Consider the following 16,054-nt stretch of genomic DNA (forward strand, 5'->3'; position numbering starts at 1 on the left):
TCCGCGTGGGACGAACATCTCATTTGTGTAACGCACGATGTCGGCTAGTCGATAGACAGGTGTGCTCGCCTCGGTACCGAGCCTCGAATCATGAAGATCGGGGGCCGAGGCACCGGTTGTCAGAGCCTTCGCCGTGACATACAGTCCAGCGAGCGCAGTGTGACCTTGATTTGTTCCACTGCCGATCTCGCTTGCGTGGGGGTCGGCAGGTTCGTGGCTTACCGACGATCGCCGGGCCGCTTTCCAATGTTGGAGTCGCGGGCACCGCAGGAGAAGAAAGAGAGCAGTATTCATGCGTATAGGCAGACCGAGGTTTGCGATGAACCTCAAACGACGCCTCCTCGGCCTCTCGGCCGCAGCGCTCGTCCTGCCCGTGACCGCTGGTATTGCGGGCACTGCCGTCGCCGGCGCCGCACCGGTCGCGCACCGCGCCCCGTCGGGCGGTTTCGAAGAGGTCATGGTGCCTTCGTCGATGGGCCCGATCAAGGTCCAGATTCAGTGGGCAGCCCGCGGTGGCAACGCCGCGCTGTACCTGCTCGACGGCCTGCGTGCCCGCGACGACCGCAACGCGTGGTCCTTCGAGACGAACGCGCTCGACCAGTACCGCAACGACAACGTCACCCTGGTGATGCCGGTCGGCGGTCAGTCCAGCTTCTACAGCGACTGGATGGCGCCGTCGAACTTCAACGGCCAGAAGTCCACGTACAAGTGGGAGACCTTCCTGACCAAGGAGCTCCCGGACTACCTGGAGACCCGCGGCGTCTCGCGTCACAACAACGGTGTGCTCGGCCTGTCGATGGGTGGCTCTGCCGCTCTGACCCTGGCCGCCTACCACCGCGACCAGTTCAAGTTCGCCGGCTCGCTCTCGGGCTACCTGAACATCTCGGCGCCGGGCATGCGTGAGGCCATCCGCGTCGCGATGCTGGACGCCGGTCGCTTCAACGTCGACTCCATGTGGGGTCCGCCGTGGAGCAAGTCGTGGCTGCGCAACGATCCGTTCGTGTTCGCGCCGCAGCTCAAGGGCCTGTCGCTGTACGTGTCCTCGGCCAGCGGTCTGCCGGGCGAGTACGACCACCCGCGCGCACCGATCGACTACTACAACACGGCCAACGGCATGGGCCTCGAGGCCCTCGCGCTGGTGAACACCCGCGCGTTCCAGGTCCGGATGGCCACGCTCGGCATCCCCGCGACCTACAGCTTCCCGTCCAACGGCACGCACTCGTGGCCGTACTGGTCGGCGGAGCTCTTCAAGGCCCGGAACCAGATCCTGGACGCGCTGAACGCGCACTGATCAGGGACCGAAGAATGTGAATTCGTCGATGCCGCCCCACGCGCCGATCTCGGCCGCGCGGGGCGGCATCTGCGGTTCGGGCCCATTCGGGTCCCAGTAACAAATGCACCATTGGTCGCAGCGCGTCACCTGCGTCCCACCTGACCAGCGTGTTAGAAAGAACGACGAGCGTCAGGCGCCACGGCACGGCGCCCGCGTGGGTCGGGGGCAAGCCGAGAGCCAAGTGCCGAGTTGATCCGTCAGCTGGCCGAAAGCAGAAAGAGAGTCTTCGTCAGATGCGACCACTACTGAGGAAGCCGGGCACACGGCCCGGGGGGAGCGCAATGACGAGCGGGCGCCGTAGCCAGGTGGCCCGCCTGCTGGCCGCCGCGCTGGTCCTGCCGACCGCGGCGGGCCTGACCACCGCGACCGCGGTGGCGTTCGCCGCGCCCGACGCGACGACCACCACCACGTCGGCGACCGCGACCACGACGACCACCCGGCCTGCGGTCACCCCCGCGGAAGAGACCCTCGCGCCGGTCAAGACGACCACGCCCGCCGCGAAGTCCACCACGGCCCCGGCGGTGGCGACGACCACCGCCGCGCAGACGACGACCACCACCACCGCCCCCACCACCACGACGACCACCACCACCACGACCGCCGAGCCGACCACCACGGTGGCGGCCCCGCAGTCGCGGGCGATGCGCGCGGCGCCGACGGCACTGAAATCCATCCCCGGTGTCTCGAAGATCCAGTGGATCACCGACCGCCGGGTCGCGCTGTGGGTGGACTCCCCGGCGATGGGTGCGCCCTTCCAGGTGCAGGTGCTGCTGGCGCGGGACTGGAACGCCAAGCCGGACGCGACCTTCCCGGCGCTGTACATGCTCGACGGCCTCCGCGCCCGCGACGACGAGAGCGGCTGGACCATCGAGACCGACGCCGCGAGCTTCTACGCGGACAAGAACGTCAACGTGATCCTGCCGGTCGGCGGTCAGTCCAGCTTCTACTCCGACTGGCTCGCGCCCGACAACGGCAAGAACTACCAGCTCGAGACGTTCCTGACGAAGGAACTTCCGCCGATCCTCGAGAACAGCCTGCGCACCACCAGCACGCGCGGCATCATCGGCCTCTCGATGGGCGGCACCTCGGCGATGTTCCTCGCCGAGCGCAACCCCGGCTTCTTCAAGTTCGTGGGCTCGTTCTCCGGCTACCTGAGCACGACGTCCCTTGGCATGCCGCAGGCGCTGCGATACGCCATGAACGACGCGGGCGGCTACAACGTCGACAAGATGTGGGGTCCGCCGAGCAACCCGCTCTGGTCCGGCCACGATCCGTACGTCAACGCGGACAAGCTCAAGGGCGTCAGCATCTACATCTCCAGCGGTAGCGGCATGACCGGTCCCTACGACCAGCCGTCCGGCATCCCCGGCGTCTCCACCAACTACGCGGGCATGGGCCTCGAGATCCTGTCCCGCCTGACCTCGCAGTCCTTTGCCACCAAGCTGAACAAGCTCGGCATCCCCGCGCAGGTCAACTACCGCCCGTCCGGCACCCACTCGTGGCCGTACTGGCAGTTCGAGATGCACCAGGCCTGGCCGCAGGTGGCCAACGCCCTCGGCGTCGAGGCCAGCGCGCCGGCCTGCTCGGTCGGCGGGGCGATCGCGAGCGTCGCGAACGCCAACCCCTGGCTCGGTGGCTGTGTCACCGGCGAGTACGGCATCGCGGGCGGCGTCGCGCAGGACTACCGCAACGGTCGGGTGTTCTTCTCGCCCGGGACCGGGGCACAGGTTGTCGCGGGCATGATCGGCGGCGCGTACCAGGGCGCCGGCGGTCCCGCCGGACCGCTCGGCTTCCCGACCACCAGCGAATCGCAGGCCCCCGACGGTCGCGGTCGTTTCAACCACTTCCAGAACGGGTCGATCTACTGGACCCCGCAGACCGGTGCGCACCCCGTGTGGGGCGCGATCCGCGACGAATGGTCGCGCCAGGGCTGGGAGCGCGGTCCGCTCGGCTACCCGGTGGCGGACGAGATGAACACCCCGGGCAAGCCCGGCGCGGTGCAGGGCTTCGAGATCGGTGCCATGTACTACAGCCCGACCACCGGCACCAACGCGGTGCAGGGCCTGATCATGGGCAAGTACGGACAGCTGGGCTTCGAGAACAGCTGGCTGGGCTTCCCGAAGACCAGTGAGATCGGCGTCAAGGACGGCGGCCGGTTCAACCGGTTCGAGGGCGGCAACATCTACTGGAGCCCGCTCAGCGGGGCCTGGGCGATCAAGAACGGCCCGATCTTCGACGCGTGGGGTAGCCAGAACTACGAGAACGGCCGCCTCGGCTTCCCGGTCGGCGACGAGCGTCCGATCCCCGGTGGCGTCCAGCAGGACTTCCAGTTCGGGAACATCACGCTCGTGGGTGGACGGGCGGAGATCCACTAGGCCGACCACCCACTGGGTCCACCGCAGCTGACGGGCCGGAATCTCGGCCGAGGTCCCCGGCCCGTCAGCGTCGGTACCCTTGGACACCGACCAGCCGAACCGCGGCCGGGACGTCATCACAGTCCCTCGGCCGAGCACGTTTTGACACCCAGAGGACTGAGACACACATGCGCATTTCCACCCGTACCCCTCTGGCCAGGGCCATCGCCGTCGGCGCGCTGAGCGCGGCCGCGGTCGGCGTGCTCGCCGGTTGCGGCAGTGACGACTCGACGGCGAGCGGCAACCCCACCCTGACCACCGCTCAGGGCACCGGATCGCCCACGGCCCAGCCGCTGGCGACCGGCATCGAGGTGCCGCCGTACACCAGTCCCGTCGTGGCGGCGACGGCGCCGCCGGAGACCCCGCAGGCGGTCCCGAGCGGTTTCCCCGGTCCGACCGAGGCGCCCGCTCTCGACGCCCGCGGCAAGGCGTTCCTCGACGCGCTCCGCAAGGGTGGCGTGGCGCCCGCGGGCAGCGGCGACGTCGCGATCTCGACCGCCAACTACATCTGCTCGGCGAAGGCGAACAACGTCGACGACGGCGAGATCACGGCATACGTGACCGGCATGGCGGGGGCCGAGGCCACCCTCGCGGGCGTCACGCAGAGCGCGGACCAGGCGGCCCAGGCGGCGAAGGTCTACATCGACGCCGCGCAGTCCACGTACTGCAACAAGTAGTCGTCGATGGCTGCTGCGGGAAAGGGACGGACGTCCACCGGTCGCAGGTTCCTGCGCGTGCTGATCGTGCTCATCGTGATGCTGTTGGTCGCGTTGGCCGCGCTCGTCGCGTGGTACCTGCTTGCGGGGCGCGTGCCCAAGCCGCCGCCCGTCCCGCCGCCGACGCCGGGGCGGCCCTCGGCGCAGCCCGCCAGCTGCCCGGACGTGCAGGTGATCGCGATCCCGGGCACCTGGGAATCCGGCGCGCAGGACGATCCGTTCAACCCGAGCGCGAACCCGAACTCGTTGATGCTCAACATCACTCGTCCGCTGGAGGCCGAGTTCGGTCCGCAGCGGGCGCAGGTGTACACGGTGCCGTACGTGGCTCAGTTCTCGAATCCGATCGCGTTTCCGCCGGACGGTCAGACCTCCTACAACAAGAGCCGCGGCGAGGGCACGGCCAAGGCGACCGCGGTGATGGCCGAGATGCACGCGAACTGCCCGCTGACCAGCTTCGTGCTGACCGGCTTCTCGCAGGGCGCGGTGATCGCGGGAGACGTGGCCGCCAGAATCGGTGCCGGCCAGGGTCCAGTCCCGCAGGATCTGGTGCTCGGGGTCGGGGTCATCGCCGACGGCCGGCGTGATCCGAGCGCCGCTCCGACCATCGGACCGTCGGTGGCGGGTGTCGGCGCGGAACTGTCGCTGAACGGGCTGCAGGTTCCGGGCATCACGATGACCGGTCCGCGGCCGGGCGGTTTCGGTGCGCTCGCAGACCGCGCCGTGCAGATCTGCGCGCCGTCGGACGGGATCTGCGACGCCCCGCCGAATGCGTTCAAGCCGTCGAATCTGCTGGCCAGCCTCACCCGGGTGGGGGAGTACATCAACAATCCTGTGCATGCCCTGTACAACACCTTCGTGGTCGATCAAAACGGCACCACGGCGACTCAGTGGATGACAAACTGGGCGGCCGACAAGGTCAGGTCCGCGCCGGTTCCCGCTCACGAATAGTGGCGACCCGTGCGGACCCGATAGAGTGGCCAACTGGCCACCTGCCCTACCGCTGCGCCCCCATTTCAGGAGAAGTGATCGATGAGTTCCGCCGACGCCAAAGCGCCGCGCAAGTTCCGGTTCGCCGCCGGCGGAGAGGGTAATGCCGAGGAAGGCGGGGCCCGGCGCTTCGTCAAGCTCGCTCAGAAGGCCGAGGAACTCGGGTACGACAGCTTCATGATTCCGGACCACCTGGGCAATCAGGTCGGCCCGATCGCGGCCCTCGGTGCGCTGGCCGTCGCCACCGACAAGATCCGGCTCGGAACCGCGGTGCTGGCCAACGGTTTTCGGCACCCCGCGGTCCTCGCGAAGGACGCCGCCACGATCGACGTGCTGTCGGGCGGGCGACTGGAGCTGGGCATCGGTGCCGGCTGGATGAAGGAAGAGTTCGACAAGGGCGGCATCGCCTACGACAGTCCCGGGGTGCGCATCGCGAAGCTCGCGGAGTCCCTCGAGATCCTGGACGTGCTCCTGCGCGGCCAGGAGTGCAACTTCCAGGGCGAGTACTACCAGATCAACGGGCTCAAGGGCAGTCCGCGACCGCGTCAGGGCCCGCGCCCGCCGATCGCCGTCGGCGGCGGCGGACCGAAGATGCTGGCGTTGGCGGCGAAGTACGCGGACATCATCTCCCTGGCACCGCCCAGCAACAAGGACGGGAAGATGCTGCTGTCCGGCATCACCATGGAGGCGACCGCCGCGCGGGTCGAGCGGATCCGCGAGGCCGCCGGTGACAGGTTCGACGACATCGAACTGAACTGGACGATCACCACCATCATGCCCACCGACGACCGCGAAGCCATGGCCGAGATGGCACTGGCAGCGCTCGCCAACGGCTACCCGCCGAACATAGAGGTGGATGTCACACTGACCGTGGAAGACATCCTCAACTCCCCCTACCTGGCATTCGGTACCTACGAGGAGATCGCCGATCAGATCAGGGCCGTTCGAGATCGCACGTCGATGTCGTACGTCGGCATCTTCCCGACGCAGATGGAAGCATTTGCCCCCGTGATCACCCAACTCAAGGGTGAATGACAGGCGGGCATCTGTAGCATTCTGTTGGTTTGGGGTGCGAAGCAGATCGTTACCAAGACGAGACTTGCGTATTGCCACTAGTCACTATTTGCACGACCCCTCGCTGCAGCAGGGGACGAAGCCCGCGGGTGCCGCGACGTCACACCGCAGGCTTGCCTTGGAGGAGAAGGTATGAACCAGACTTTCGATGACTACATCGACGAAGCGGGACACATCCGGCTGATGCCGGGTAGCACCCTCGTCGACCACGTCGAACGGCACACCCGGGAGAACTCGGACGAGCTGGCATACCGATATATCGATTACTCGCGGGAGCGCGACGGCGAGGTCCAGGAGCTCACCTGGGATCAGTTCGGCCACCGCCTGCGCGCGGTCGCGGCCCGCCTGCAGCAGGTCACCGAGCCCGGCGAGCGGGTGGCCATCCTCGCCCCCCAGGGTCTCGACTACGTCATCTCCTTCTTCGCGGCCATGCACGCGGGCACCATCGCGGTGCCGCTGTTCGACCCGGACGAGCCCGGCCACGGCGACCGCCTGTACGCCGTCCTCGGGGACTGCAAGCCGTCGGCGATCCTCACCGCGACGCAGTCGGCCGCCGGTGTCCGCCAGCTGTTCCGTCACCTGCCCGCGGCGGAACGACCGCGCATCATCGCCGTCGACGCCATCCCGGACACCGTCGGCGAGAGCTGGGTGTACCCCGAGATCGGTCTCGACGACATCGCGTACCTGCAGTACACCTCCGGCTCGACCCGGGTCCCGGCCGGCGTGGAGATCACGCACCGAGCGGTCGGCACCAACGCGCTGCAGATGGTCGACGCGATCGAACTGACCACGGACTCCCGGGGCGTCACCTGGCTGCCGCTGTTCCACGACATGGGCCTGCTCACGGTGATCCTGCCCGCCCTCGGCGGCAAGTACATCACCATCATGAGCCCGCGCGCCTTCGTGCAGCGTCCCTACCGCTGGATCAAGGAGCTGGCCGCCATCACCGACGGCGCGGGCACCTTCGCCGCGGCGCCGAACTTCGCCTTCGAGCACGCCGCCGCGCGCGGCCTGCCCAAGGACGGCGAGACCCTCGACCTGAGCAACGTCATCGGCCTGATCAATGGCAGCGAGCCGGTCACCACCTCGTCGATGCGCAAGTTCAACGATGCGTTCGGGCCCTACGGGCTGCCGAAGACCGCCATCAAGCCGTCGTACGGCATGGCCGAGGCGACCCTGTTCGTCTCGTCCACCAAGCACAGCGACGAGGCCAAGGTCATCTACGTCGACCGCGACGAGCTGAACCGCGGTCGGATGGTCAGGGTCGACAAGGACGCGCCGGGTGCCATCGCGCAGGTGTCGTGCGGCTACGTCGCGCGCAGCCAGTGGGCGGCCATCGTCGACGCCGAGTCCGGCGCCGAGGTCCCCGACGAGCACGTCGGCGAGATCTGGCTGCACGGCAAGAACATGGGACAGGGCTACTGGGGTCGTCCCGAGGAGACCGAGCAGACCTTCCACAACAAGCTGATCTCGACGATCGGCGAGGGCAGCCACGCCGACGGCGCGCCCGAGGACTCGAACTGGATGCGCACCGGCGACTACGGCGTGTACGTGGACGGCGAGCTGTACATCACCGGCCGCGTCAAGGACCTGGTGATCGTCGACGGCCGCAACCACTACCCGCAGGATCTCGAGGGGACCGCGCAGGAGGCGAGCACCGCGTTGCGGCCCGGATTCGTCGCGGCCTTCGCGGTGCCCGCGAACCAGCTCCCGAAGGAGGTGTTCGAGGCGGGTGCAGGCCTGACCTTCGACGCCGACGACGCGTCCGAGCAGCTGGTGATCGTCGGCGAGCGCGCCCCCGGCGCCGGCAAGGCCGATCCGGGCCCGATCGCGGACGCCGTCCGCGCGGCGATCTCGACCCGTCACGGCGTCACCGCTCGGGACGTGCTGCTCGTGCCCGCGGGGTCCATCCCGCGCACGTCGAGCGGCAAGATCGCGCGGCGTGCCTGCAAGGCCGCATACATCGAGGGAACGCTCCGTGGTGGTTACACGCAGACCGCTTTCCCCGATAGCGTCTAAGACGACTTCTTTCCGACGGGTAGCGTGATGGGTTAATGGCTGAAACAGAGATGACGGTCGCGCAACTGCGCGAATGGCTGCGCAACTGGGTTGCGGAGGCCACCGGGCAACCGGTGGACCAGATCACGGACGACCGACCGATGGAGGAATTCGGTCTCTCGTCCCGGGACGCCGTCGCTCTGTCCGGTGAGATCGAGGAGCTGGTCGGCATCACGCTGACCGCCACGGTCGTCTATCAGCACCCCACGATCGCCTCGCTGGCGACCCTGATCATCGAGGGCGAGCCGGAGGTTCCGGACGAGCCCGAGGACGCGGCGTTCTACACCGCGCGCGACACCTCGCAGTCCCACGAGATCGCGATCGTCGGCATGTCCACCCGGTTCCCCGGGACGGGGCAGACCCCGGACCAGATGTGGCGACTGCTCATCGAGGGCCGCGACGCGGTCACCGAGCTGCCGGAGGGGCGCTGGGACGAGTTCGCGGCGGACCCGCAGATCGCCGAGGCGATCGCGAAGGCCAACACCAAGGGCGGCTACCTCGACGACGTCAAGGGCTTCGACGCGGAGTTCTTCGCGATGTCGCCGCTCGAGGTCAAGAACGTCGACCCGCAGCAGCGCCTCGCGATGGAGCTGACCTGGGAGGCGCTCGAGCACGCCCGGATCCCGGCGAACGAGCTCAAGGGCGAGCAGGTCGGTGTCTTCATCGGCAGCTCCGCGAACGACTACCAGCTGCTCGCCGTCAGCGATCCGGTGCACGCGCACCCCTACGCGCTGACCGGGACCTCGACGTCGATCGTGGCGAACCGGGTCTCGTACTACTTCGACTTCCGCGGACCGTCGATCGCGCTGGACACCGCCTGCTCGTCCTCGCTCGTGGCCGTGCACCAGGCGGTGCGTTCGCTGCGCTCCGGCGAGTCCGACCTCGCCCTGGCCGGCGGCGTCAACATGCTCGTCGCGCCCGCCGCGACCCTCGGATTCGACGAGACCGGGATCCTCACCGACGACGGCAAGATCAAGGCCTTCTCCTCCGACGCGACCGGCATCGTGCGCGCCGAGGGCGGCGGACTGGTCGTACTAAAGCGGCTCGAGGACGCCGAGCGTGACGGCGACCCGATCCTCGCGGTGATCGCCGGCTCGGCGGTGAACCAGGACGGCCGCTCCAACGGCATGCTCGCACCCAACCCGGACGCGCAGGCAGACGTGCTCCGGCAGGCCTACCGCGACGCGGGCATCGTCCCGTCGGGTGTGGACTACATCGAGGCCCACGGCACCGGCACCATCCTCGGCGACCCGATCGAGGCGGACGCGCTCGGCCGCGTCGTCGGCCGCGGCCGCGACGCCGACAAGCCGGCGCTGCTCGGCTCCGCGAAGACGAACTTCGGCCACCTCGAGGCCGCCGCGGGCGCCGCGGGCCTGATCAAGGTCGTGCTGGCGCTGCAGGAGGACAAGCTCCCGCCGTCGCTGAACTACGCGGGACCGAACCCCTACATCCCGTTCGACACCGCCCACCTCCAGGTGATCCCCGAGGCCACGGACTGGCCGCGCTACACCGGCCGGGCGGTCGCCGGCGTCTCCGGCTTCGGTTTCGGTGGCACCAACGCGCACGTCGTGGTCCGCGAGTACGCGCCCGCGGCGCCTGTGCGCGATGCGAACCCCGCTGAGGGTGAAGACCACTCACAGTCGCTGGACGTCGAGGCCGAGGCCGCGGGCGTGCTCGCGGACGCCGCCGAGTCGATGGGCATCGCACCCGAGGCCCCGGTCACCGCGGAATCCGCCGTCGAGCGTCCCGCCGACGCGGAGCCGCTGCCCGTGCTGCTCGCCGTCTCCGCCGCGATGCCGTCGCGTCGCCGGCTCGCCGCCGCGGACCTCGCGGACTGGCTCGAGTCCGCGGAAGGCAGCGCCACGCCGCTCGAGAACGTCGGCCGCACGCTGGCCCGTCGCAATCACGGACGCTCCCGCGCGGTCGTGATTGCCCGTACCCACGCCGAGGCCATCACCGGACTGCGTGCGGTCGCGGCGGGCAAGCCGGGCCAGGGCGTGCTGTCCGCCGACGCACCCGCCGCGAAGGGCGCGGTCTGGGTGTTCTCCGGCTTCGGATCGCAGCACCGCAAGATGGCCAAGCAGCTGTACCTCGGCAACGCCGTGTTCCGGAAGGCGGTCGACGAGGTCGACGAGCTGATCGAGTACGAGGCCGGCTACAAGATGGCCGAGAAGTTCCTCGACGACTCGGTCGACTACGACGTCGAGACCTCGCAGGTGGGCATCTTCACCATCCAGATCGGCCTCGCGGCACTGCTGCGCCACCACGGCGCCGACGCGGAGGCCGCCGTCGGGCACTCGATGGGCGAGGCCGCGGCCGCGTACGTCACCGGCGGACTCTCGCTCGAGGACGCGGTCCGGGTGATCACCGCCCGCTCGCGCCTGATGGGTGAGGGCGAGTCGGTGCTGTCCGGCGACGACATCCGCCTGATGGCGCTCGTCGAGTACAGCGCCGCCGAGATCGAGTCGGTGCTGGGCGACTTCCCGCACCTCGAGGTCTGCGTGTACGCGGCCCCGACGCACACCGTGATCGGCGGACCCCAGCCGGAGGTGGAGGCCGTCGTGGCCCGCGCCGAGGCGGAGGAGAAGCTCGGCCGGATCCTGCAGACCAAGGGCGCCAGCCACACCTCGCAGGTGGACCCCATCCTCGGCGAGCTGGCCGCGGAGCTGGCCGGCATCGAGCCGCACGCGCTGACGGTCGGCCTGTTCTCCTCGGTGGACAAGGAGACCTACTACCGCGCGGGCTACGGCCCGATCCACCAGGTCGAGTACTGGACCAAGGGCATGCGGCACAGCGTGTACTTCACCAACGCGGTGCGCATGGCCGTCGACGCCGGTCACACCACGTTCGTGGAGCTCGCGCCGAACCCGGCGACGCTGATGTCGGTGGCGGCGACGGCGTTCGACGCCGGACTGATGGACGCGCAGCTGATCCCGACGCTCAAGCGCAAGGAGGACGAGGAGGTCGGTGTCCTCAGCGCGCTCGCGCAGCTGTACGTGCACGGGCACCGCGTGAACCTGCCGTCGCTGTTCGCGGAGGGTGACTTCGCGAACCCGCCGCGGACCGCGTTCCTGCGCAAGGAGCACTGGCTCGACACCCGCGTGTCCACGTCCGGGTCGTCGCGGGCGCCCGGCGCGCACGTCTCGCTGCCCGACGGCCGGCACGTCTGGGAGGTCGCGGCCGGTGCCGTCACCGACCTGAACGAGCTGGCGACTTCGGCTGCCTCGCAGGTGCTTTCCGACGTGACGCTGACCGCGGCGATCACCCGTGGCGAGCTGCCCACCGCCGGCACGCTGACCACCACGCTCAACCCGCATCCGGGTGGCGCCTCGCTGCAGGTGCACGGCAAGGGTGCCGAGGGCTTCACGCTGCTGCTGGACGCCGTCGTCGCGTCGGGGGAGCCGCTGCCCGAACTGGTCGTCGCTGCGCCCGCGCCGCGGTCCAGCTCGCCGATGGAGGAACTGCCCGAGGTTGTCGAATCCTTCGGCGACAAGTGGGATCCGAACAGCAGCCAGAGCCTCGAGGACCGGCTGGCGCTGATCGTCGCCGAGTCCATGGGCTACGCGCCGGAGGACCTGCCCGCCGAGATCCCGCTGATCGAGCTGGGACTCGACTCGCTGATGGCGGTGCGGATCAAGAACCGCGTCGAGTACGAGTTCGACATCCCGCAGCTGCAGCTGCAGGCGGTCCGAGACGCCAATCTGCGCGAGGTGGAGAAGTACCTGCGCTACGCGATCGAGAACCGCGAGGAGGTCGAGGCGCTCGCCGAGCAGCAGCGGCTGGAGAGGTCGGCCGCCGAGGCTGCCGACGTCGAAGAGGCCTCCGCCGCACTCGAATCCGCGCTCACCGAGGAGACGGTCAGCCCCGTCGCCGAGGCCGAGAAGATCGTGGCCGAGGCCGAGGCCGAGGACAGCGCCGACGGCGAGATCAACGTCCCGCCGCGTGACGCGGCCGAGCGCCTCACGTTCGCGACCTGGGCAGTTGTGACCGGCAAGTCAGCGAAGGGCATCTTCAACATCCTGCCGGTGCTCGACGACGACACCGCGGAGAAGCTGGCCGCGCGACTGACCGAGCGGGCTGGCGGTGAGGTGAGCTTCGACGACGTCCTCGACTCGGAGACCGTCGAGCAGCTGGCCGAGCGGGTGCGCGAGCACCTCGAGGACGGCGTCAAGATCGAGGGCCTGGTGCGCACCCTGCGTGAGCGTCCCGAAGGGTCTTCGGCCGTACCGGTTTTCGTCTTCCATCCGGCCGGCGGATCCACCGTCGCCTACGAGCCGCTGCTGCGTCGGCTGCCCGCGGGCACCCCGATGTACGGCTTCGAGCGCACCGAGGGGCCGATCGAGGTCCGCGCCCGGGAGTACCTGCCGCTGATCAAGGAGATCCAGGGCGACGGACCGTACGTGTTGTACGGCTGGTCGCTCGGCGGCGCCCTGTCCTACGCGGTCGGCAAGATGCTGCGGGAGGAGGGCAAGGACGTGCGCATCGTCGGCCTGATCGACACGGTCATGGCGGGCGAGGAGGTCGAGGACACCCCCGAGGAGATCCGCAAGCGCTGGCAGCGGTACGCCGCGTTCGCGAAGAAGACGTACAACGTCGACGCCCCGCTGCCGTACGACAAGCTGGCCGCGGCCGAGTCCGACGAGGAGCAGATCCAGATCCTCATGGACCTGCTCAAGGTGAGCGGCGCGAAGATTCCGGGCGGCATCATCAAGCACCAGCGCACCTCCTGGCTGGACAACCGGGCGCTGCAGACGGTCAAGCCCGGCGAGTACGACGGGAACGTCGTGCTGTACCTGGCCGACCGGTATCACGACGACGCGATCGCGCTGGAGCCCGCGTTCGGGACGCGTGCGCCCGACGGCGGCTGGGGGAAGATCGCCCCGAACCTGGAGATCGTCTACGTCGGCGGTGACCACATCCAGATCGTCGACGAACCGTACATCGCCAAGGTGGGGGCCGACCTGACCGAGAAGCTGGCCGTTATCGAGGCCGAGAAGCGGAGCAACTGAGTGAGCACCACCGCAGAGAAGCTGGCCGAACTGCGCGAGAAGCTCGAGCTGTCGAAGGCGCCGGGTAACCCGAAGGCCATCGAGAAGCGCAGGGCGAAGGGTCTGCCCACGCCGCGCGAGCGCATCGACATGCTGCTCGACCCGGGCACCTTCGTCGAGTTGGGGCAGCTCGCCCGACAGCCCGGCGACTCGGCGAACCCGTACGGCGACGGTGTCGTCACCGGTCACGGGCTGGTCGACGGCCGGCCGGTCGCGGTGTTCGCACACGACCAGACCGTGTTCGGCGGCGCGGCCGGCGAGATCTTCGGCCGCAAGGTCGCCGCCGTCAACGACTTTGCCATCAAGATCGGGTGTCCCGTCGTCGGCATCAACGAGTCCGCCGGCGCGCGCATCCAGGACGCCGTGACCTCGCTGGCCTGGTACGCCGAGATGGGCCGGCGCCAGGAGCCGCTGTCGGGCATGTGCCCACAGATCTCGATCATCCTCGGCAAGTGCGCGGGTGGCGCGGTCTACGCGCCGATCAACACCGACCTCGTGATCGCCACCGAGGACTCGTACCTGTTCGTCACCGGTCCGGACGTGATCAAGTCCGTCACCGGCGAGGAGGTCAGCCTCGACGAGCTGGGCGGTGCGCGCAGGCAGGCCGAGTACGGCAACGTCCACCACGTGGCGCCCGACGAGAAGGCCGCCTTCGAGTACGCCCGCAGCTACCTGAGCTACATGCCGTCGAGCTGCCAGGAGAAGCCCCCGGTCATCAATCCCGGTCTCGAACCGGAGATCACCGAGGACGACCTCGCGCTGGACAAGTTCATGCCGGACGCCGACAACGCCGGCTACGACATGCACGACATCCTGCTCCGGATCTTCGACGACGGCGATTTCCTCGAGATCCGCAGCCAGACCGCACAGAACATCATCACCGGGTTCGCGCGCGTGGACGGCCGGCCGGTCGGCGTGGTCGCCAACCAGCCGATGCATCTGTCGGGGGCGCTCGACGCCTCGGCCTCGGACAAGGCCGCGCACTTCGTGCGGGTCTGCAATGCGTACGACATCCCGCTGGTGTTCGTCGTCGACACCCCCGGCTTCCTGGTCGGCGTGGAGCAGGAGAAGGTCGGCGTCATCAAGCGCGGCGGACGGTTCCTGTTCGCGTACGTCGAGGCGTCGGTGCCGAAGGTGACTGTCGTGGTGCGCAAGTCGTACGGCGGCGGCTACGCGGTGATGGGTTCGAAGCAGCTCGGCGCGGACGTCAACCTCGCCTGGCCGACCGCCCGCATCGCCGTGATGGGTGCCGAGGGCGCCGTCAACATCATCGGGCGCAGGCAGATCGAGGCCGCGGGCGAGAACGCCCCCGCGGTGCGTCGCGAGCTGATCAACTTCTACAACGAGCACGTCGCGACGCCGTACATCGCGGCGGAGCGCGGGTACGTCGACGCGGTGATCTACCCGTCGACCACCCGGCTCGAGATCCGCAAGGCGCTGACCCTGCTGCGGGACAAGACGGTCTACAAGAACCCGCGCAAGCACCACCTGCTCCCGCTCTGACCCACCCCCGCTTCCCTCCCACCTCCCCAATGTCACCTTGGTTCGCCTGAAGCGACCGAATGTGACATCGGGGAGGTGCGGGCCGGGGGTGAGTGGGCCAGCGGGGCGCTCGAGGGATGCCTGGTGGTCGCCGGGCGTGAAGTGGTGCTCGAGCGAGTCGATCTCCCAGGCCATCGCGACGTCGTCGATCCAGCCGTCGGGCACGGCGATGAATTCACCTGCGGCCGATTCGATCTCACGGTTGAGAACCATGTCCGGCAACCCGCTGTGGGCGGACAGCTTGTGGGCGCGTACCTCCGCCACGGAGGGTGCGCCGGCGCCCAGTTCCCGCAACACCGACCGCGGCAACGCGGTCCCGCGACGGGAGCCCTCGGCCAGTTCGATCGCCAGCTCCTCCGCCGATGGGTCGCCGCGTTGCACCACGTCGGCGAGCAGTGCCTGACAGTTGGGACGGCTACCCACGCGCCGGGCCGCATCGAGCGTGGCGCGGACGACGGGGGGCGCACCGGAGGGTGCCGCGGACGATTGACGGGTCGGGCATCCGCCAGGTTCTCTCGACCTGGACGAAGCCGCACGACGCTCGGTGTTGCTCCTGCGGAATCAGCAGCGGCACGTCGTTCATCGCGGCGGACCGTTGGTATCCGTGCGCGGCGAGCGCCGCGTGCCCGGAGAGCACGCTGTCGGGACCGCCGTGCATAAGGGCCGCGGTCGCTCGTTCGAGTTGAGTCGGGAAACCGTTGTGCGGCAGCACGATGCCGGGGAGCATCCGTTGCCACGGTCCGCCCGGCAGGCACCAACTGGAGATTGTCGACGGGGCCGCACCGAGCGCCTTCAAGGTGCTGGAGCGAATGACCGGTTACCTGAATCCCGCCGCCGGACCTCCCCAATGTCACATTCGGTCGGCTCGGGCGAACCGGTGTG

The 16,054-nt window shown here is 69.0% G+C and carries 8 protein-coding genes; all 8 read left to right on the top strand.

From position 1 onward, the window contains the following. Positions 1 to 292: 292 nt before the first annotated feature. The 8 genes from ACFXGJ_RS02385 (at position 293) to ACFXGJ_RS02420 (ending at position 15,133) form a co-directional block, all read left to right on the top strand. Positions 293 to 1,291 carry an alpha/beta hydrolase gene (locus ACFXGJ_RS02385; RefSeq protein WP_378616086.1) on the top strand — a complete coding sequence of 333 codons (999 nt, stop codon included), beginning with the start codon at positions 293 to 295 and terminating at the stop codon, positions 1,289 to 1,291. Between the two features lie 323 nt (positions 1,292 to 1,614). Continuing rightward, positions 1,615 to 3,708, top strand: a complete 2,094-nt coding sequence (locus ACFXGJ_RS02390; RefSeq protein ID WP_378616088.1) for an alpha/beta hydrolase-fold protein — start codon at positions 1,615 to 1,617, stop codon at positions 3,706 to 3,708. Positions 3,709 to 3,875: 167 nt separating this feature from the next. Further along, the gene (locus ACFXGJ_RS02395; RefSeq protein WP_378616090.1) at positions 3,876 to 4,424 is read left to right on the top strand and encodes a DUF732 domain-containing protein; all 549 of its coding nucleotides are present in this window, start codon (positions 3,876 to 3,878) and stop codon (positions 4,422 to 4,424) included. A gap of 6 nt (positions 4,425 to 4,430) precedes the next feature. Beyond that, complete coding sequence (locus ACFXGJ_RS02400) at positions 4,431 to 5,411, top strand: cutinase family protein (protein WP_378616092.1); 981 nt, start codon at positions 4,431 to 4,433, stop codon at positions 5,409 to 5,411. Positions 5,412 to 5,492: 81 nt separating this feature from the next. Next, on the top strand, positions 5,493 to 6,485 hold the full coding sequence (locus tag ACFXGJ_RS02405) for an LLM class F420-dependent oxidoreductase (protein WP_378616094.1): 993 nt from the start codon (positions 5,493 to 5,495) through the stop codon (positions 6,483 to 6,485). Positions 6,486 to 6,656: 171 nt separating this feature from the next. Beyond that, entirely contained in the window at positions 6,657 to 8,543 is a 1,887-nt protein-coding gene (fadD32, locus tag ACFXGJ_RS02410) for a long-chain-fatty-acid--AMP ligase FadD32 (RefSeq protein ID WP_378616096.1), read from the top strand. Positions 8,544 to 8,593: 50 nt separating this feature from the next. Continuing rightward, complete coding sequence (gene pks13, locus ACFXGJ_RS02415; RefSeq protein ID WP_378616213.1) at positions 8,594 to 13,591, top strand: polyketide synthase Pks13; 4,998 nt, start codon at positions 8,594 to 8,596, stop codon at positions 13,589 to 13,591. After that, positions 13,592 to 15,133, top strand: coding sequence for an acyl-CoA carboxylase subunit beta (locus ACFXGJ_RS02420; protein ID WP_378616098.1), 1,542 nt, complete (start codon positions 13,592 to 13,594; stop codon positions 15,131 to 15,133). The last annotated feature ends 921 nt before the right edge of the window (positions 15,134 to 16,054 follow it).

It is taken from the genome of Rhodococcus sp. NPDC059234 (assembly GCF_042754225.1).
Classification (GTDB): domain Bacteria; phylum Actinomycetota; class Actinomycetes; order Mycobacteriales; family Mycobacteriaceae; genus Rhodococcus_G.